Source organism: Emticicia sp. 21SJ11W-3 (assembly GCF_024138715.1).
Taxonomy (GTDB): domain Bacteria; phylum Bacteroidota; class Bacteroidia; order Cytophagales; family Spirosomataceae; genus Emticicia; species Emticicia fluvialis.
In genome coordinates this window covers 3,982,992-4,004,078 of sequence record NZ_CP092074.1, presented here as the reverse complement: position 1 = coordinate 4,004,078, position 21,087 = coordinate 3,982,992, and the positions used below count along the sequence as shown (strand labels likewise).

Annotated in this window: 16 protein-coding genes and 1 pseudogene; 11 read left to right on the top strand and 6 right to left on the bottom strand. The window is 37.6% G+C overall.

Annotated features, from left to right (window positions below; all coding sequences use genetic code 11):
* Positions 1-6 precede the first annotated feature (6 nt).
* From MB380_RS16955 to MB380_RS16935, 5 genes are all read right to left on the bottom strand, one after another.
* The gene (locus MB380_RS16955) at positions 7-291 is read right to left on the bottom strand and encodes a hypothetical protein (RefSeq protein ID WP_253528656.1); all 285 of its coding nucleotides are present in this window, start codon (positions 289-291) and stop codon (positions 7-9) included.
* A gap of 207 nt (positions 292-498) precedes the next feature.
* On the bottom strand, positions 499-1,125 hold the full coding sequence (locus MB380_RS16950; RefSeq protein WP_253528653.1) for a hypothetical protein: 627 nt from the start codon (positions 1,123-1,125) through the stop codon (positions 499-501).
* Between the two features lie 565 nt (positions 1,126-1,690).
* Complete coding sequence (locus MB380_RS16945) at positions 1,691-3,016, bottom strand: RagB/SusD family nutrient uptake outer membrane protein (protein ID WP_253528635.1); 1,326 nt, start codon at positions 3,014-3,016, stop codon at positions 1,691-1,693.
* Between the two features lie 54 nt (positions 3,017-3,070).
* Positions 3,071-6,259 carry a SusC/RagA family TonB-linked outer membrane protein gene (locus MB380_RS16940; RefSeq protein WP_253528608.1) on the bottom strand — a complete coding sequence of 1,063 codons (3,189 nt, stop codon included), beginning with the start codon at positions 6,257-6,259 and terminating at the stop codon, positions 3,071-3,073.
* 11 nt (positions 6,260-6,270) lie between these two features.
* Positions 6,271-7,602 (bottom strand): TlpA disulfide reductase family protein, encoded by a 1,332-nt coding sequence (locus MB380_RS16935; protein WP_253528598.1) that lies wholly within the window; start codon positions 7,600-7,602, stop codon positions 6,271-6,273.
* Between the two features lie 506 nt (positions 7,603-8,108).
* On the opposite strand from MB380_RS16935, the gene MB380_RS16930 reads away from it, so the two are divergent.
* Both MB380_RS16930 and MB380_RS16925 read left to right on the top strand, forming a co-directional pair.
* Positions 8,109-8,675, top strand: a complete 567-nt coding sequence (locus MB380_RS16930; protein ID WP_253528587.1) for a hypothetical protein — start codon at positions 8,109-8,111, stop codon at positions 8,673-8,675.
* 248 nt (positions 8,676-8,923) lie between these two features.
* Entirely contained in the window at positions 8,924-10,195 is a 1,272-nt protein-coding gene (locus tag MB380_RS16925; RefSeq protein WP_409014594.1) for an IS256 family transposase, read from the top strand.
* On the opposite strand, the gene MB380_RS16920 is transcribed toward MB380_RS16925, so the two are convergent.
* Positions 10,172-11,791 carry a hypothetical protein gene (locus MB380_RS16920; RefSeq protein WP_253528578.1) on the bottom strand — a complete coding sequence of 540 codons (1,620 nt, stop codon included), beginning with the start codon at positions 11,789-11,791 and terminating at the stop codon, positions 10,172-10,174. The genes MB380_RS16925 and MB380_RS16920 overlap by 24 nt on opposite strands.
* 504 nt (positions 11,792-12,295) lie before the next feature.
* Here MB380_RS16920 and MB380_RS16915 point away from each other — a divergent pair.
* From MB380_RS16915 to MB380_RS16875, 9 genes and pseudogenes are all read left to right on the top strand, one after another.
* Positions 12,296-12,847, top strand: a complete 552-nt coding sequence (locus tag MB380_RS16915; protein WP_253528575.1) for a hypothetical protein — start codon at positions 12,296-12,298, stop codon at positions 12,845-12,847.
* Positions 12,844-14,013 carry a hypothetical protein gene (locus MB380_RS16910; RefSeq protein ID WP_253528573.1) on the top strand — a complete coding sequence of 390 codons (1,170 nt, stop codon included), beginning with the start codon at positions 12,844-12,846 and terminating at the stop codon, positions 14,011-14,013. Before MB380_RS16915 ends, MB380_RS16910 begins: the two co-directional genes overlap by 4 nt.
* A 21-nt stretch (positions 14,014-14,034) precedes the next feature.
* Positions 14,035-15,456 (top strand): hypothetical protein, encoded by a 1,422-nt coding sequence (locus MB380_RS16905; RefSeq protein WP_253528563.1) that lies wholly within the window; start codon positions 14,035-14,037, stop codon positions 15,454-15,456.
* A 421-nt stretch (positions 15,457-15,877) separates the two neighbouring features.
* Positions 15,878-16,231, top strand: coding sequence for a hypothetical protein (locus MB380_RS16900; RefSeq protein WP_253528547.1), 354 nt, complete (start codon positions 15,878-15,880; stop codon positions 16,229-16,231).
* Between the two features lie 243 nt (positions 16,232-16,474).
* Positions 16,475-16,603: pseudogene (locus MB380_RS16895) on the top strand (site-specific integrase); the annotation flags it as partial.
* Between the two features lie 84 nt (positions 16,604-16,687).
* Positions 16,688-17,365, top strand: a complete 678-nt coding sequence (locus tag MB380_RS16890) for a site-specific integrase (RefSeq protein WP_253535598.1) — start codon at positions 16,688-16,690, stop codon at positions 17,363-17,365.
* 4 nt (positions 17,366-17,369) lie between these two features.
* Positions 17,370-17,624 (top strand): tyrosine-type recombinase/integrase, encoded by a 255-nt coding sequence (locus MB380_RS16885; protein WP_253528545.1) that lies wholly within the window; start codon positions 17,370-17,372, stop codon positions 17,622-17,624.
* A gap of 265 nt (positions 17,625-17,889) precedes the next feature.
* Positions 17,890-18,078 (top strand): helix-turn-helix transcriptional regulator, encoded by a 189-nt coding sequence (locus MB380_RS16880; RefSeq protein WP_132775921.1) that lies wholly within the window; start codon positions 17,890-17,892, stop codon positions 18,076-18,078.
* Positions 18,075-21,086 carry a type I restriction endonuclease subunit R gene (locus MB380_RS16875; RefSeq protein ID WP_253528511.1) on the top strand — a complete coding sequence of 1,004 codons (3,012 nt, stop codon included), beginning with the start codon at positions 18,075-18,077 and terminating at the stop codon, positions 21,084-21,086. The genes MB380_RS16880 and MB380_RS16875 overlap by 4 nt, the downstream gene beginning before the upstream one ends.
* The last annotated feature ends 1 nt before the right edge of the window (position 21,087 follow it).

The window sequence follows — 21,087 nt, the reverse complement described above, 5'->3', positions numbered from 1 at the left end:
AATTCGCTAATCATTTGTCATTCGTGCATCAGAAAAGTATTCTATCTTTACTTCCTTTAATTCATTTTTAATAATTAAGGCTATTTCTCTACCTTCTTGGTCAAGGTCTTCTATAAGTGTGCCATCAGCAAAGCCATTATAGTGTTCATTCTCATATTTTAATAACCACTCTTTTAATCTTTGTTTAATTATTATGCTTAAATCTAAGTCATCGGGATCTATATATCCTCCTTGATACTTATCTCTAATTCCTGTACCACCTAAGGCAGCATCTATAACTAAATACTTCATTATTATCAGTTTATTTTGGTCTAAAAAACCTGTGATCAATTATACCATCTTTATTGACTCCAATTTCAAAAACGCCATTCTTTCCATTCATTTTACCCTGTAGCTGGAAGATTCTATATCCATTATTTTTAATAATTGGCTTAGTAGCTAATATGGCATCATCAAATGAGTACGGAAAATTGTGACTAACATGGTCTTCAACCCCTCTCATCCTAACCCTCTCATCATATTTATAACTATGCTTGTAAACATTCGCCCCCCCTTAGCGGCTTCAGCCGCAGCTTCGCTAAGATTACCACATCCATTGGCTCCATCAGTATTTACACGCAAAGTACTGACACTTCCGCATTTACCCCAAATTTTATAAGTGCCTTTTCGTTTAGTACCATCTGCAAATTCAATATCACCTGTATGAATACCTAAATATTTGGTATAAGCTGCTGTCTTTTGCTTTACACCTTTAAGTACATTATCTACATAACTTCCTATAACTTTAGCAATGCTTCCATCCGCTTTTTTTATAACAAACTGAAAACCTTTACTGCCCAATTTTGAGGCAGTTACACCAACTTTACTCAGCATTTTACTTAAAACATTGAATCGCTCTGCTAATGCTGCTGCTCTTTCTAAAAACACAGCAGCTTTTACAAGACTCATGCCTTTCAGCAAAGCTGATGCCTCGCCAACTCCAACAAACATAGAACCAACATCGAATACTAACCGCCCATGATGATACTTGTTGATGGGAGTATATCCAACATAATCCTCAACAAATTGTAAGGCTGTTGATTTAAGTTTTTTGAATGTCCCATCTAAAGTAATACCTTTGGCCATACCATAGATTAGTTTGATAGTTTCCCACCCATCAGTCACCATCTTAAGACAGTCTGCATCAATAAGAAACTTGTTAACTCCAAGAGTGGGATCCAAGCATCCAAAAAATTGTGCCGCAGAGTAGGTAACTTGCCCTAAATCTTTTTCAGTAAGGTATAGGGCATCTGAAATGCAGCTACACGTTTGGTTTCAAGTTTTGCCAAAGAAGAAATCCTTTTAGGGGTTATTTGTTAGTGTGGTTTGTCTATTTCAAGTGTTAATACTTGTGCAAGTGTTAATACTTGGAAAAATTTTTAATAATGGAATAATTAGTATTGACTTCGAAAATGGGGAATTCAGTGGTAAGATGACTTTATCTGTCAATTTTTTTGGTTTTTTATTGGTTGATTATCTGGAGACTTCTAACATAGACGGATATTATGCAAACTTCAAGTCCATAAAGTCTGATTAACTAAAGAATGTTAAGGTCAATTGCTTTTATTCGATATCAATATGTTCTTACATCCAATAAACTTATTGTAGTCTACCCCTGATGGTGAATTGATCTACCATCAGGGGTGTTTTTTTACCTGGGATTCTGTTCAATTTGATTCAGCCTTACCTCCAGTTCAGGAATAGGGAAAGTATATCTGGGGTCATTTGCTTGTAGTTGGATAAGTTCTCCATTCACTTTCCGGGACAAATCTTTGCTCAAGCCCGGTTCCAGATTCAATCTGCGCAGGTCTGACCACCGCAATCCTCTAAAGGCCAACTCTTTTCTTCTTTCCTCTAAGATGAAGCGAAGCGCTGTTATGGCATTCGGGAAAGACACTCCCGGGAAAGTTCCCGTTCTCCATCGTTTACTCAGCAAGGTGTTGATGGTTTGTGCCGCTTCTTCCAAGGCATTCCGGCGCGCCTGACATTCTGCCAGAATCAGATAGAGTTCATCATTGGCCAGTCCGGCAAAATGGGTCACCGGAGACCGGCCGCTATACGATCCTTTAAAATTAACCGCCCTGTCTGCCCGCCTGACATAGAACAGATTTCTTCTCAGATCTCGTGAGTCGTAGGCATTGAAAAGGCTTGAATCAACCATCGTTGTAGTCGCGCTTTGATAACCTGATGAAGCCAGCGGCGCATAGAAAATCACCTCAGGGTTTCCTTCCGTTAACAAGGCAGGGAAAGGGCGGGTAGCCGAACTGAGGTCACCTGTCAATTGATTATAATCCAGCAATAGATTATTTCGTTTCAGTGCTTCCGCGGCAAAGTGTTCGGCCAGGGCATATTCCTGCATCAATAGACAGGCCCGGGCCAGCAATGCCCGGGCTGCATTTTTACTGGGCCGGGTGAGAACCGGCACCAGGTCAGGCAATAATTCAAGCGATTCTTTGAGGTCAGTCATGATTTGCTGAAACGTTCCTGAGAGGGTGCCTCTGCCACTTAAAGCATTGACATCAGATTCCAATCGAAGAGGGATGCCCGGTGTCTGACCGGCTTTGGCCGGATCATAGGGTTGGGAAAACTGTTGTGCCAAATGCAAATGCGCCCATGCCCTGAAAAACAACGCCGTACCCTGCAGATGCTTTTTCTGTTCAGAAGGTTCTGTTTTTTCAAGTCCTTCCAGGACAATGTTGGCATACAGGATAATGCGATACTGGTTATTCCAATCTCCGACATTGGAGTTTTCGTACAAATCCTTTTTCCATACATAACTGTTGATTTCCAGAAGGGAGCGGCTGGGGAGTCCCTGATCAGTAATAGAGAGATCATCACTGCTGATCAAAGGTAAATAGGGTGCCAGGTTCATGTAGCTGTTATTGTCCAGCAGTGCCTGGAAATCCGCAAGGGTTTGGGGTATCAACAATGCTTTGTCAGGCTTTTTGCTGAGGAATTCCGAATCACAGCCAGACAAAAGACATAAGGATAGCAGACAGAATAATTGATGAGGTTTCATTGCATGAGGAGTTTAAAACTGGAGATTGAATCCAAAACTGACAGAAGGTGCAGAGGGCATATCCGGGTAATCCGGGTCTATGCCCTGCTTGTTAGCCCGGTAGAGCAATCCAAGGTTATTGGCATAAAAGTATAGCTGAGCAGATTTGAACAGCGCTATGTGCTTAGCAGACAAATCATATTGCAAACGAACATCTCTCAAGCGGATATGATTACCATTTTCTATGAGCTGTGTTGAATAACGGTACATGTTATCCCGGTTGGCCGATGCGGTTAGGGGAAGCGAGGGCACCTGGGTTTTTAATTCGTCACCCGGCTGCATCCACCTTTTGGAAAAATCGCCATGTCCCCCATTGCCTGCCAGGACATCGGAATAGACCACCGATTCCCTTCTGAAGAAATAGCCCAGCCGGTAGGCAATGTTAAAGGACAGGCTTAGTTTTTTGTAGACCAGGTTATTGCGGATACTTCCAAACAGCCGGGGTCTTGCCGCATAGGAAAGTAAACCGGTCGTCGGAGTGGTCTGGATGATCCGGGTATAATCCGTGCTGGACTTTCCCTCAAGCAAGCCGGTGGGAGAGCCATCCAAGGGATTCAATCCACCCCATTCCAAAGCATACAAGGTATACAAGGACTGGTTGTTCATGGGTAAGCGGATGGATTGCAGATAGTTGATAGTGGAGGACTGCACCTGATAATTAGTAATTTTATCTGCCGCATAACTCAATAAGAGTACCGACTGCCAGCGGACACCCCGGGTGGTATGCTGGCGGGAAACCTCCAGATCCATACCCTTACCGGTCATATTGGCGATATTCCCTCTAAAACTGGTAATACCGGAAGAGGGGGCATAAGGTGTGTCTCCGATTAAATCCGTACTTTTTTTGGCATAGAATTCAAGGCTTCCTTTCCAGCGGGAGTTTCGTGTTTCCCAGTCTAACCCCCCATTAAAGATGCCCACCCGTTCCCATCTGAGTTGGGGATTGGGCGGATTAATAATCTGTGCATAGGGTAGCCTGGTTTGTGCGGCAGAAGAAAAATAATAGGCGGTCGTATACGCACTGGTTGTTTTGTCGATGTTACCGTTATAGCCATAGGTGGCCCGCAGCCGGAGATAAGGAAGTGCTGGCCAATGATAAAACTGCTCCTGAGCTATATCCCAGCTGAGACCTGTAGAATAAAGCGGTACGCCCCGCTGATTGGTTTTTACCCCAAACAGATTGGATTGATCCAGCCGGGCACTTGCCGAGAAGGTATAACGTCCCAAATAGGTGTAAGCCCCATTCAGGTAATACGAGATGCCGCGGTCGGATTGCTCGGTACGCCCATCCCGGAAGGGAATCGTCTTACTGGTAGTCGGGTAACTGTATTGAGTGAATATACCTATGTAATCAACTGGTTGCAGGGTGGCATGCCGGTCATCGTATCCATAAAACCGGTTCCGGCTACTCCATCTGCTGCGGTCATACACCTCCGCCCCGGCCAGCAGCGAAATTCTGTTAGGATTAGGTTCAGCGTCATTGCTGATGTTTTTATAGGACAACTGGCCTCTCAGATGATGCGTGACAGTGTATCCCTGCGACTGATCCAGGATGCCACCTTTGGGGATAGGGTAAGTCAAGGTTCCGTTAGTACCTACCTGGGTATAGTTATTGATCAAATCACGGGTAAAATAGCTTTCAGGGCTGTAATATTGCTTTTGCAAGGCATTGCCCAAACCTGCCTGGTACTGTACTTCGGCCTGCAAGCCGCGGATAAGCAGGTATTTCATATTCAGGTTCAGACGCAAATCGTTGGCAAGAGTGGTGTTGTCATTGCGGTTTAATTCCTCCAATGGCCGGTAAGTCCAGTCGTACAAGCCCCGCAAGGCTGCATTCTGAACGAAAGAAGTCCGGTAATCCTTTACAATCGCCAAAGCATTCCCTGATTCGTCGGCCAACCGGGCGTATGGATATAGCGGTCGTAAGGTCTCCAGATTAAGTGTCCCCAAACTGTTCTGCTGATCCGTCGTCCGGGTAAAGTAGATACCTGTTCCTAGTTCCAGCTTTTGCTGGAGAAAGCTGAAATGATTGGCCAGGTTCAGCGTCAGTCTGTTGAACTGGTCGCCCACAGAGGCAGACAGGTTGCGGTCATACCCCGCAGACCAATAATACCGGTGAGCGGTGGTTCCGCCACTGAGATTCATAGCATATTGCTGTAACAGGCTGTTCCGGTAGAGATACCTGCTATAATCATTTCTAAGGTCAAGCGATTCCAGTCGGCTGATTTCAGCCTGCGCTGCCTCAGCGCTGATTGTTCCGTCTCGCCGGGCAATGAGCAGCTCCACAACCGGTGTCAGGGGTGTATTCCCCAAAGAAGTTTCTGCTGCCGTGTAGTATCCCCGTTCGAAAAGCAGCTTTTCCATACCCATGTACTCCGCCGTAGACATCCGGGGTTTGTAAAACAGGTTGGGTCTGCTTCCCCAAACCACATCACTTTTCACAGTAATCTGCTGCTTGCCTGCCTTTCCTTTTTTAGTAGTGATGACAATCACCCCATTACCTGCCCGGGCTCCCCAGATGGAAGCCGCAGCCGCATCCTTGAGTAGAGTAATGGAGGCTACATCGGAAGGATTGAGGTTACGGATGTCCCCTTCATAAGGGAAATTATCAATCACAATCAAAGGCTGGTCATTGGCATAAATCGTACCCAGACTTCGGATACTGATGTTGTTGCCCTGCGTGGAACCATCCCGGTTAAAAGTCAGTCCGCTGGCCAGGTCTTCCAGGCGGTTGAGGATATTGGTGCCGGGACTCCGGTTAATCAACTCCGCATTCACAAAGGCGAAGGAACCGGTTGCCCGCTCGCGGGGTATCTGCTCGTAACCGGTAGAAACCACCACCACTTCATCAAACTGGGAAGACTCAGGTTCCAGATAAATAGTAAGCAGTTCGCCTGTATAGGTTTTCAGCGACACCAGCTGACGCTTGTATCCGATAAAGCTGACCACCAGACTCTCCGCAGGGGCGGATGATTGGATGGAAAAATTGCCTTCTGCATCAGCAATCGTACCACGAATGCTACCAGGGATTTGTATGGAAGCCCCCACCAGGGGCTGCTTTTCGCCCGCAGATACTATTTTCCCTCTTACCTGGATTTGTGCCCACAGGTTACTATGAAACAGGAAGAGCAGGAGCCACAGAATGTATGGTTTTATGTTCATGGGTCAGGAATTTAGGGGTGAGGAGATAATCGGTCTGAGGCACTATTGATAATCAGTAGTTTCAACGGGACAGTTTTTTCCCTGAAGGCCAGACCATATTTTTCTAAAGCCTTGTTCAATGCGTTCAGGTCTGATAAAGCCGCCTCGATGGGCAGGTCTATTCCCTTCGTAATGCCGGTTTCGTCCACCAGCGGGAAAGGTGAGTTTTGCTGGTAGAGAAAATTCAAACGGTTGACTAGTACGGTCGGATGGCAATTAATCATTTTCAGACCCAGCATCTGCGCTTCAAAAAGAGGGGCTTGTCCTGATTGGTTGAAAGGAAGTGCGGTTCGGTCGGTCACGGTCAAGGCGTAGCACCGGGTGTCTCGTTCCTGAATGGAAAACTGGTATTGAGGAAAATACCGTCCTAAATCTGATTGCATAAATTGGAAAATTCTTGAGGTATCAGCAGTGGGAACGATGATTTCATAACAGAAGGCATTCTTTTGCAGCCATTCCTGCCGGTCACCCTGAGGTATAAGTTGCAGTGTATCGGGGGTTTCTATCAGGATGCGATTTTTCCCGAACCAGATGCGTGCTTCTTCATAGGCCTGAGCAGCCAGTTTGGGGATGGTCTGGTTCATCATGGTGATGCGGGTAAATCCCTTACCTGCCGGTTGGCGCTGGTATCCGCCACCCAAACCCGGCATATAAGCGGCGAGTACTGACTGGTAATACGGAGTGACCGGATGCTGGTCGACAGACGCTTTTACCAGAAGCGGGTAGCGTGCATCATAATGTATTGTCGGCGGCCTTTCTCTGGTTTGGGGAGTGGTATGGTTCTGTAAGAAATCTGAAATATGCTTAGCCGTCATCTGCTCGCTGGTAGTGATGGCTTTGACAAGCTGATCGGGGCCTATCCATACATAATAAGGGATGGCATCGCGGGGGAATGCTTTTTGCAGCACCTCATCTTCTACTACTTCAGGCCGGTTGACAGGTCTGCCGGTCCGTCTGCTTAACTTCTCCATAAAGGAAGTGACTTCCTGTCGGGACTGATAGGTAACGGGGATGATCCGGACACGGCCATCAAATTGCTTTTGCAGGCTATCCAGGCGGGGCATCATGGCAATACACGGACTGCACCAGGTAGCCCAGAAATCCAGGATGATGAGTTGGTCTTTATACTCTTGCAGGGTGAGGGTTGCTTTACCTTCGGGGTGGTTAGCTGCCTGAAGTGGCACGCGCCAGAGCGCCGGTAGGAGAGCGTCTCCCACCTTGAGCGCCTGGGCGGGTAGGTGATAATGTATAGATAGGCAAAAGTAAAGGCATAGCAATGCCCCTACGTATTTTTTTACGTTCATAGTTTTAATTGCTTAGATTGATGAGTAAAAGAAGGGACTTGGCACTACCCTCCCTTACACCGGAGACTTGATGATGTTCTTGAAGAGCTGCTTAGGGCATACGCCTATCCTGAGGTCGAACAAAGCCCTGCAAAGGTTGGGATTGAATGAAAACTGTTTCACAACTCGTCCTTATTTAACGAGTCTATTATGGTAGGTATAAAAAGCAATATAGCACAGGGCTACTACCCACCGTACAGCAAGCTTCCGACGGCTCCCAAGAACGGTGTAATGGTAGAGCCCATGTACTATAATGCCAAATGTAGGCAAAATATTAACATGGGCATTAAGCTACCATCTCGTCTTGGTCAAATTGTCGGAATTTGCTGTCGAGACTCTTTAGTTTAATACCAAAAAAAATCAAACGCTAAAGCTATTAGCTATAACTTATTCAAATATAAAATATTTTTTTAGAAAAAGCAAATATATGATAATTTATAGCGTAAATGTTTTCATCCTTTTACAGGATGAAAGAAGAAAATATTGCATACGCTGAAAAAATAGCTTATAGATTACGTAGAATTATGGAAATCATAGATTTGGATGTTCCTGGCTTTGCGGATTTTCTAGATAAATCAACTCCACATCTATATGGTATTTTGAATGGATCAAGACCTTTAAGTGAGTCCTTAGCAAGAGAAATAGGTGATAAATTAGGGTTCGACGGAATAAAAATATTCAACCTGAATTCTAATATTCCCAATTATATTAATAGGTCTGAACCCCTACTGAGATTCAAAAACGATAACAAAAAGAACGTAGAATATTTTTTAAGTTCTAAATCTAAACGAAGCATTGACTCATTTATCAATGAAGTTTTAATTAAGTCAGGTTTTTTTGATAATCGCTACAAATACTTAAAAGAAATTACTACTTATTGTCAAGAAGAATTGAGTAGGGAATTTCGAAAAGATGAACTCTCTAAAGGTCTAAGATATGCAGTTTTCAAAGGTGTTCTAAAATCAATGAAGAGACCGATATTATTAAACGATGGAAGTTTAGGGAGTAGAAAGGTGGATGTGTATTTTAGATAATAACATTAGTTATTGGCTTTTAAATAAGGGTTTTATTTTTTTATTGATTATTGTTCTAAGGGTTGATTTTAAATCAATCTTACGTTTAAAATACTTTTGTATAAAAAAAGAGAAAGGTTGTTCAATTCTATTTACGTTCGAAGAACTTAGATATTCATCAATTATAGCAGTCAGTGAGACTGTAAATTAAACTGTGTCAAGGTAAAATTTAGCTAAAATGTTAATTTTACTTTAAACACAGTTTTTTTATGGAAGAGAAACAAGAATTTGATTTCGAAGAGTTCAAAAAGCAAGCAATTGCTGGAATGTATGCTGGTAAGCCTTTTAGTGGAGAGAAAGGCATTTTTGCGCCATTAATGAAACATTTTTTGGAAGCTGCTTTGTCTGGTGAGTTAGAAAATCATCTGGCAGAATCAAAAGCAAAAGGAGTATCTAATCGTAAAAATGGAAAGACACAAAAGCAGGTAAAGAGCTTATCAGGAGAATTTGAACTGGAGAGTGGCAGAGATCGTTCAGGGACTTTTGAGCCTATGATTTTACCTAAGAGACAGGTAATAATTACAGAAGAACTTGAAACTAAAGTTATAGGTTTATATGGTTTAGGAATGTCTACCAGAGATATATCTTCTCATATCAAGGAGCTATATCAAATGGATATTTCAGCTACGCAGTTATCTACTATTACAGATAAGGTAATCCCTGCCATGCAAGAATGGCGTAGCAGACCCTTGGAGAGCATCTATCCCATTGTTTTTATGGATTGCATACATTATAAAGTCAAAGAGGATGGCAGAGTGGTTTCACGAGCTATTTACAACATCTTAGGAGTAGACTTAGAGGGGAAAAAAGACTTAATAGGTATGTATGTGGCAGAAACAGAGGGTGCTAAATTCTGGCTTTCTGTCTTAACAGATTTAAAAAGAAGAGGTGTAGAGGACATTTTAATTGCCTGTATTGATGGACTGAAAGGTTTTCCTGATGCTATTGCTACCCTATATCCCCAAGCTCAAATACAGCTCTGTATTGTTCATCAAATACGGAATAGCCTGAAATATGTTCCTGAAAAAGACAAAAAGGCTTTTATAGCTGACTTGAAACTTGTTTATACTGCTGTAAACAAAGAAGAAGGTTTTAGGCAATTAGAGTCTTTAGAGGTTAAGTGGGGCAAGAAATACATCATTGCTGTCCAATCCTGGTTTACTAACTGGGAAAACCTATCAAGCTTCTATGAGTATGCAGAAGACATTAGAAGATTGATTTATACCGCAGCGGCGGCCGCAACAAATCCTATAGAGGGGTTTCATCGACAAGTTAGAAAAGTTACCAAGACCAAAGGCTCATTCACTTCTGATACGGCACTCTTAAAACTGATTTATCTGGTCGTACAGAGAATCTCTCAAAAGTGGACTATGCCTGTCCGAAATTGGGGTGTTACACTATCACAGTTGTACATCATTTTTGGCGATAGATTGAATTTTCATAATTTTGAAAAAAACTCACTTGGAGTTAACAACAAGTGAGTTGTAAAAATCCTTGACACAGTTCAGTTTACACTCCCCAGTCAGTAAAATTTCACTTTTTCTAATACTATCTTTTAAAATAATAAGTGTATCAATATTTATTATTACTAAATCTTTAACTCTGCTTACATCCAAACCCTCGTTTTTTATTTTTGTCAGCTCAATTTTAAATAAATCATTTATTATAGTATTTAATCCAGGAGCATCAAATTCATTTCTATGAACAACCAGTAATGGATAAATAATTGCACGTTCAGGATTATAATTTTTATCAAAAGGATATGATTGATTTAAAATGAATCTTATGTTATTAATGATTTGATTAATTCCCGCTTTATCATTTAATCTGCTTTCTAGTTTCTTTTTTATTTCTTCGTAATCATAAGAAATTTTAGTAAGAGAATCAATCAATATATCTTTATTTTCAAATATAAGGATTTTGTTTCCATGCCGTATATAAAAATCTGGTTCCCCACTAAAATGAAACTGCTTTAGAATTTGTTCTCCCGAAAAGGAAATAATTCTTCGTTTATTTTGGTAAACTTTTAGAGTTTTATATAAAAGTGTTTTTTCTGAAAATTCATTACAATATTCCGATCGAAAATTTGGTATTTTAACTCCATTTGAAAGTGAATTATTTACACTATTTAAGTCAAAATATAATCCATAAAATATTTTATCAATAGCAAAATTTTCAATTATCACCATAAACTCATTTTCATCTATTTTAAGAAGCGGTGAACTTCTAACTTCTCGAAAATCATCATCACTAATTAAGCTATCAGTATTAAATGTAAATTTTTCCAGAAAAAATATTTTTCTGGAAAAATTAGCACCTTCACTGACAAACAATTTAATTGAGCCATCCTGATGAGGTTTGTTATGTAAAGCAATTGGCAATAAGAATTTAAGGTATTCTTTATAAGATCCTACTTTAAAATTCAGTAAAAACTCATTTAAAAGTATAGGATATTTTTCATTCAGAAATTCAAATAAATATTTAGCTTTAACTAACTGAATCAATGCAAAAGCTCCTCTCCAAAAAAAAGTTTGATTATAAACTTCTCCATATCCTATACTCCATGTTAACAGTGCACCTGATATGTTCTCATTAGATAATATAGGCTCCAAAGATTTTATAGCTATATCATCCTTTTTATTCAACTCTTGGTTAACTACCAAAAATGCTTTGAATAATTTTTGTTCTACCTCTATTTTCGAAAGACTTGTTGATGTTTCTTTATTGGGATTTTCAAGAATACATTTAAATAATAACAAGCCACTTATTTGGTCAAATATTCTGAAATTATGAGTGTAACCATCTTTTTTTGTTTGATTTTTATTTTTAGCATCAAACTTTTTCCACACAAAATTTGCGAACTCCTTATTCTCTGAGGAGAAGAATTTCTCAAAAATAAACTTTTCAATATTGTGCCAATCAGAATTTTCATTATTCGCTATAGCAATAGCACTAATAGCAGCTTCAAATAAATCTTTTTGACTAATCCCTTTAAGAAAATCATAAATATTTACCGATCCATCATCAAAAATATCAATATAATCTAGCCTTAAAACAATATCAAAATTTTTATACATCGTTATTTTTAGTTCACAAGTTGTTAATTTTTACTAGCTACACTTTTACTGATAATTAAATATTTCGGGGCTTATTCGCTCATAAACAAATCCATACAGTAAATAATTCGCCACATGCGTTATAACTGATTATTCGTTGATTGATGAATAAACAATAAAATTATCTATAACAAAAAAACCATTTATTCTTAGGTAAGAGGTACTTCTTCGAACTATCTAACATATTAATTTTTATAGCTAAATTCACCCCCCCCCCCTTAGTGGGTACCTTTAAATAAAATAGCTGGAAATTTCTTGATTCTCACACAAAAACTTTACTACATTTATAAACTACGCAATGCCGCGTATATGGGTATTAGTTAATCTTAAAATTTTACTTTTCTTACCTATATCTCATTAAATTTTCTCGATTAGAATAATTACTCTTTTAAAGATAGTTTTAATCTCATAGCAAATTCTAAAACAAAGGAAAAGTTAATATTCATATATATAAATTTAAAAAAAATGAGAATACCGAAAATTATACCCTTAAGATTATTGATAAAATTTATAGCATTAAGTATAATGCTTATTTTATCAGGTTGCGCTGAACTTGTTTATAAACCAGTCAAAAATGAAGGAAAGGACAAGGATACTAGCAATGGATTCAGATATTATAATAGTTCTCCATACCTATTGGTACATTCAAACGGGAAAGGTGGATTGATTACTCAAATAGTATATTTACCAGATCCATTTAAAAAAATGGATGTAAAGCCAAAAAGTTTCTTAGCAAATTTCCAAATAACTATGGAATTTGAAAATGGAATTTTTCAGACCTCAAAAAGTACATTTGATGCAACAGTTGTACCATCAGCTATTATAAAAGCTATAGAAACTGCAGCACCGGCATTTTTAGCAGGTTTAAATAGTCCTACAAATGACACTAGAGTGGTTCCTGCTCCATCTATTTATAAGATTATTGTAAACGGATTTAATATCACTTTTATCGGTGACAAGGGTGATAAAACAATTAATGTAAATATTCTTAAACAAAAAGCACTTGAAACTAAATGAAAAATCTAATAAAATCAACCATGTTTTCCTTGTTTAGTATACTTTTTTTTGTGGGTTGTACAAATGTTAGAGTGCACAGAGTAACGAACAATTCAGAAAAAGGAGTCAGGTATTATCTCGGGAAGCCATTTATCCAGGTTACACCAAGCGCTAATGGAGATGGCACCTATAGTGTTGCAGTCGTTTATCTTCCTAATCAAGATGAACAATATGCTGTGGAAGTTAAAACTTTTCTTGCTAAAAGTACTATGGAAATTAGTGTTGATGCCAATGGAATTTTAAAAAAAATTGATCGGACAGATGCAACAGATAATCTGGTTTCTGAAACTATAAAATCCTCAGGTGAGATTTTAAAAGCTGAACTTGAGCGTCAGAATACTGATAATGAAAAAAAAGAAAAGGAATTAAATGATAAAAAAGCTAAAGCAAAAGAAAGTCTGGATAAGATAGATAGTAGTATAAAAGCAAAAGAGCTGGAATTAAAGATTGCTGATAAGGATAAATCTACTTTAGATGCAATTGCCAATCCTACACCAGAAATAAAAGAAAAAATACGTCAAGTTGAAGTTTTAATTTTTAAGTTACGAGAAGAGATTTATTCTTTAAAAATACGAGAAGCTGCAGCAAAGTCTGTGGTAGTATCGCTTGGGTCAGCAGCTAATGATCCGACATTTAATAAAGCTTGGGGACCAGTTTTTTTTGCTATCGAAGACACATATGATCCATATGCAACAAGTGCAAATAAGGGTGGCGTTAAGCTTGTAGCCCAAAAATTCGATGCAACAAATGCTAATTCCACTCAATTACAATTTGATACAATAGGAGAACCTGAAACTACTACTACCCCTGATGCTAATACTCCAAAGATAACTGCTGAGTCAAAGTCACAGAAAATAAAATTTGATAGTCAAGGCAAGGCTGTTTTGAAAATTTTATTTGATAAAGAAATAAAGGATGTCGTTAAAAGTCAATTAAAAATTTCTAATGTAGATGATAATACAAATCTACTTAATACAGATGTTGAACTTAAGTTACTTGACGACAAGAAAACTGTTACAATTACTTTTAATAAACCCAAAGCTAAGGAAGGGAAATATAAAATTGATGTAACATTTAAACATACAGCAGATGAAAAAAGTGAAACTGTTAATGTAACAATAGAATAGCAACTTTTAGCTAATCTTTATATGCTAAATATAACATGTTTTGTCGGGAAATTAAGACCATCTTTAAATCTTAATTTCCCTCTCTTATTAGATAACAGAGGCATAGAGGAATATTTTCTAAATGGGTCAATGGATACTGATGGTAATCCTGCAATCAAATTATCAGTAGATGATAGAACACGTTTTACCAGCTCTATAATTCCTGATGATAGACCTACAACGGCCTTTTATCTACAACAATCATTAGCTCATCTTACGCAAAATACTCCAAATCTAAAACAAGCAAATAATATTGGTCTAATTTTAGCCGATAGTTTTAAGGCTAGACCAGGTTTACTTGGAATGATGTTCGATTTCGGATTTAATCCTTCGGGTCTGACTCCGGTGAGTGAATTTTTCACTAGTGTTCCTCGTGAAGGATGTGCTATTTTTTTGGATGCCATAGAATCTATTCGCCCTAATATAGATGATTTTCGGAGAGAGGTATTATTTACTGCAATACATGAACTAGGACATGTTTTTAACTTATGGCACATTGAGAATCCAAAAACTTTTATGGCTACCAGTGATACTACTAATACTTTCCCATCATCTGCCTATCTTTTTAATTTTCGACACAGAGCGTTTCTTCATGAAGCACCTATTGACAATCACGTCTGGCCAGGCGGAACAAAATTTGGAGATAGAGGTAGTTTAGGACCATCAGAGATAAATCCATTCAACAAACCTCATGTATCCAAGGATATTAAGATGGAAATAAGTATTAATCAAAAAGATAAAGAATTCTGGTATTTTGAGCCAGTTGAATTAAGCATTAAGTTAGAAAATACTAATTCTAAAAAAAATGTTACTATTCCAGATAAAATTGATCCCGGCTATGAAGACTTTATCATATTTATTACCCGACCAGATGGTAGTATTTTTAAATATCGTTCTCCTAGAATATATTGCCAAAATGAAGAGAATATGGATATAACTACAAATAGTTATTTAAGAGATATTAGTATTTTTGGACAATCAGGTGGCTATACATTTTCAAATCCAGGTATTTATAGAATTCAGTGTTTTTTCAAGTTAAAATATAGTTTTCTGACTTCTAATGTTCTCGAAATACATATTAAGGATTTAATGCTGAATAATTCTAGATTTTTGAAACTTAGGAAATTTCTTACCTTTAAAGATATAGCCTTACTACTATATCATAGAAATGGCTATTTTAGTAAGACGATAATTAATGAAATTGAAGAGTATTGCAAAGGCAAAAAACTAGATCAGCTTAAAACAAATTTATTATATTCCCTTACAAGATATTTAACACATGAAAATTATTTGCCTGTTAAAACCAGACAAAAAAGTATGAACTTTATTAACAAATCTTTAGATTCCAATTATTTAAGCGAAAATCAAATAAAAAACTTGCTGATAGTTAGAGAATCTCTTTAGCGTAATATTTTCTACTTCTATAATTTACTAATTACTGTTCGTTATCAAATATACGGAAGTTCGCAAAACTTTTTATATTTTTCGGTACAGCTTTAAACTTCTATCCTTTTGCCATCGTTTATGCGCAGTGATATATCGGTTTTCCCACCTTTGATGAACGGTTAATTAAGATGTCTATTCATTAAGGAGCTTTTAAGAATACCACGTAAAAAATGAGATTTTAGATGCTTAATAGAAGACAGCCTTGTTTCCAAGATAATATGACACTTGAGTAAAATAGGTGCCTTTTACTGCGAAATACTTCCAATTTACTGTAAAATACTTTCACTTTACTGGTATATAGTTTCATACACTGAAAAACTCAATAAGCTTCTACTATAAAAATTTGTATTTTTGTAGAAACAATAATGGATGTAGAGCGATGGAGTATTTTATCTGGTGTGACGAATCTGTAAAAAAGGGCCGCTACTTTTCTAACTTTTATGGGGGTGTTTTAGTCAAGTCCAAAGATTTATCTTATGTGCAAAGAAAACTCACAAAAGTTTGCGAAGATGTTGGTTTCAGAAATGAAATTAAATGGCAAAAAGTAACGGAGCAGTACTTAGAAAAGTATAAGACTGTAATGGATGCTTTTTTTGACTTAATGGAAGAGGGTAAGATTAAGATGAGAGTAATGTTTACTCAAAATTCAAATAAACCTCTAAACCTTTCGGAAGACCAAATTCAGGATGAGTTTTTTATATTGTATTATCAGTTTATTAGGGAACACTTATGATTCATAAGTGTTCCCTAAAACGTTACTTTATAAATATTAGAAACAATCGTTTGAAAATATTGTATTTCTGTATTTTGCATAGCTTTTCATATTGTTCTTTGGCTCACATAAGTTTAATTTTATCATTAAAAAATTGTTAGTATGGAAACGACAAAAAAATCAACGTTTAAGGTATTGTTCTAACTTAAAAAGAATGCCTCGAAGAAGAACGGAAAAGTTACGGTAACGTGCAGGGTTACCGTAAACGGCAAACAGTCTGCATTCAGTACCAAGCTGGAAATTACCGTATCGAACTGGGATTTGAAGTACAGCAGGGTTTTAGGTAAAAGCCGAGAAGCCCAAGACACAAACAGCAAACTTGACAAAATTCGTTCAGGTATTGAGGAATGCTATTCCAAAATCCTGAAGAACGAGAGGGCTGTAAACAGTGCTAAACTTAAAAATGCCGTTCTTGGGATGGAGAGCGGAGAACTGACCTTTTTCAAATTCTATGAACAGTTCCTATCCGACTATGAGAAAAAGGTTAATAGTGGACTTCGGGTAAATGGCACACGCAGTAAATACAAAATACTTTTGAAACATCTTCGAAATTTTGCACTTACAAAATACGGCTATTCCGATGTGTCCTTTAACGACCTTACACCTGATTTTGTGCAGGACTTTGATTACTACCTGCGTGACGACCAAAGTTTAACACACAACACCATTTGGCTGTATATGATTGGATTTACTACGCTTTGCCGATTGGCAATGAGCAGAAAGTATCTTGCTTTTAATCCGTTCAGCGAGTATAAGAATACCAAAAAGGACAAAGACAGAGGTTATCTGTTGCGGAACGAGTTGGAACAGCTCGTAACATTCAACTGCGAGAAAAAAAAAGATGAGTTGGTTAAAGACCTATTTGTTTTCAGTTGCTTTACAGGTCTTTCCTATTCAGATATGAAAGGGCTTAAAAACAGTAATATCCAAGATTTCTTTGACGGCAACCAATGGATTATCATACGTAGGAAAAAAACAGCCACATCGTCAAACGTGATGCTGTTGGATATTCCCAAAATGATTATCGAAAAATATGCTGGATTGTTAAAGGACGGCAAGGTTTTTTCCTGTTCCCTCAAACACCGTCTGCAATGATAGTTTGAAACGAATATCCGAACAGATTGACTGCCTTAAAGAAAAGAAAGTAACCTTTCATTTAGCACGCCATACGTTTGCTACGTTGTTTTTAAGCGAGGGTGTTCCGTTGGAGAGTTTGAGCAAAATGTTGGGGCATAAAAACATTGCTACCACACAGATTTATGCCAAGATACTCAATGAGAAAGTCGGAAGGGATATGCAAAAGGTATCGCATAAATTTAAAGGATTGGAACATTCTTTTGTTTTGCAACTTTGAAACTAATAATACGATTAAAAATAGATAGCATCCGCTAATTTTTTGAGTTGGACGTAAATGTTATGAACGACCGTCCCAAAATCCAACTGACAAACGAAATGAAGTGAATGAGTAATAAGGCTATAACTGCACGATCAAGCACATTTGTTTTTCATACTCAATGCTAAAAAACAGCTTTACCTTTCACTATAATATTGTGACATTTTACACTATTGGACAGTGTAATTTGACTATCTTTGAACAGTTAAAAATTAATTAGGCTTCAATGAACCGAATTAAAGACGTTTTAAAAGAGAAAGGAATCTCACAAGCTTGGCTTGCTAAGAAGTTGGACAAAAGTTACAACACCGTTAACGAGTACGCTCGAAACGTGAGGCAACCGAGCATTGAAGATTTGTATCGAATTGCTAAAGTTTTAGGCGTTAATGCAAAAGATTTATTGATAGAAGAATGAGTAAAGAAAACCAAATAGAAGAACAACTAATTGAGCAACTAAAAGGGCTGAAATATATTCATCGTTCAGATATATTTGACAGAAAAACACTGGAGCAAAACTTCAAGACTAAATTTGAAGAATTGAACCGTGTTCGGCTTTCTGACAGTGAATTTTTAAGACTTCGGGAACAAATCATTAATCCTGATGTATTTGCTGCTTCTAAAGTTTTGCGTGAAAGACAGTATTTTCAACGTGAAGATGGAACACCTTTACATTATACATTGGTCAATATCAAAGACTGGTGCAAAAATGAATATGAAGTAGTTAGCCAATTACGTATTAATACGGAAAACAGCCATCAACGATTCGATGTGATTTTGCTTATCAACGGTTTGCCTATGGTGCAAATTGAATTGAAAAAATTGGACATTTCGCCACGAAAAGCAATGCAGCAAATTGTGGATTATAAAAACGAAGCAGGCAATGGTTTCGGAAATTCACTGCTTTGCTTTATGCAGTTGTTTATTGTAAGTAATAGAACAAACACCTTTTATTTTGCGAACAATATAAAACAACATTTCCAATTTAATGCCGATGAGCAATTTTTACCTGCTTACCATTTGGCAGATGAAAAAAATAGAATAATTAAACATCTTGAAGACTTTACGGATAAATTCCTTAAGAAATGCACATTGGGCGAGATGATTAGCAAATATATGGTATTGGTGCAAAGTGAGCAGAAAATGCTCGTGATGCGACCTTATCAAATTTATGCTGTAAAAGCTATTGAAGAATGTGTCAATCAAAATCGTGGAAATGGCTATATCTGGCACACTACGGGAAGCGGTAAAACACTGACTTCTTTTAAAGCATCTACACTTTTAAAGGATAATCCCGAAATTGAAAAATGCTTGTTTGTAGTAGATCGGAAAGATTTGGACAGACAAACTCGTGAGGAGTTTAATAAATTTCATGAAGGCAGTGTGGAGGAAAACACCAATACTGAAACCTTGGTAAGGCGTTTACTCTCTACTGACTATGCGGATAAAGTAATTGTTACCACCATTCAAAAATTAGGTTTGGCTTTAGATGGTAACCAAAAGAAAAACTACAAAGAACGTTTAGAGCCGTTGAGCAAACAACGTATTGTTTTTATTTTTGACGAGTGTCACCGTTCGCAGTTTGGTGAAAATCATAAAGCTATCAAAGAATTTTTTCCTAATGCACAATTATTTGGTTTTACGGGAACACCTATTTTTCCTGATAATGCTACTTATAAAATACGTGAAGGAGAATATGAGTCTTATAAAACCACACAAGATATTTTTGAAAAAGAATTACACGCTTACACTATAACACACGCCATAGACGATAGAAATGTATTGAAGTTCCATATTGATTATTTCAAAGGCGAAGGCTCGAAGAGTGCCAAACCTGGCGAAGCGATTGCCCAACAAGCCGTAGTGGAGGCTATTCTGGAAAAACACGATGCAGCAACTAACGAGCGTAAATTTAATGCGGTATTGGCAACGGCCTCTATCAATAACGCTATTGAATATTATCAAATTTTCAAGGAATTACAAAAGATAAAGCAAAATGATAATCCAAACTTTGTTCCGCTAAATATCGCTTGCGTATTTTCTCCACCTCCTCAATTAATGACAAAAGATGGAGATCAAAGAAGTCAAAAGAATGCAGCTGACATCAAGCAACTTCAAGAAGATTTAACACAAGAAAGAGAGGATAATCAGCAAAATCCCGAAGAAAAGAAAAAGGCATTAATGCAAATTATTGCCGATTACAATACACAATATAAAACCAATCATAATGTCAACGAATTTGACTTGTATTATCAAGATGTACAAAGACGTATCAAAGACCAAAAATACAGCAACAAAGACGTACCTCACAAAGAAAAAATAGATATAACTATTGTGGTAGATATGTTACTCACGGGGTTTGATAGTAAATTCTTGAATACTTTGTATGTGGACAAAAACCTGAAATATCACGGATTGATTCAAGCATTTTCCAGAACCAACCGTGTGTTGAACGACACTAAACCGTATGGAAATATTCTCGATTTTCGTTCACAACAAGAAGCCGTAAACCAAGCTATTGCTTTATTCTCGGGAGAAGATAATAAAGAAAAATCAAGAGAAATTTGGTTGGTTGAACCTGCACCTGTGATGATTGACAAGTATAAAGAAGCTGTTGAAAAATTAGGTGTATTTATGCATGAAAACAATTTACTCAGAGAACCAGAAGAAGTATACAACCTAAAAGGTGATGCAGCTCGGATTGCCTTTGTTAAAAATTTTAAAGAAGTACAGCGACTTAAAACACAGCTTGACCAATATACAGATTTAGACGACAGACAAAAGGAAAAAATTGAAGCCATATTATCTAAAGAAACTTTACAGGAGTTCCGTAGTTCATACATAGAAACGGCAAAACAATTGCGGGAAATACAGCAAAAAGAAGGTAATAATGCTTCCGATGATATTCAGCAATTGGATTTTGAATTTGTGTTGTTTGCTTCTGCTGTAATTGATTATGACTACATAATGAGATTAACTGCGGAAACCCTTGGAATGAAACCAGGTAAGCAGAAGATGACCAAAGAACAAGTAAAAAGTTTATTGAAATCCAATTCCAATTTAATGGATGAGGAAGAAGACTTATCGGAGTATATTGATAGTTTAGATTGGAATAAAGGATTAAGTGAAGAGGAGCTTCGAAAAGGTTATGATATATTTAAAGACGAAAAATATAATAAAGAAATTGCAACCCTTGCCAACAAGTACGGCTTACAAACCACAGTATTACAAAGCTTTGTAGATACGATTTTGAGCCGTATGATTTTTGACGGAGAAAAATTAACGGATTTGTTGGAGCCTTTAGATTTAAGCTGGAAAGAACGCAGAGCAAAAGAATTGTCATTAATGGAAGACCTTGTGCCTCAATTAAAAAAACTAGCTCAAGGTAGAGAAATAAGCGGTTTGGCTGCTTATGATAATAAATAAA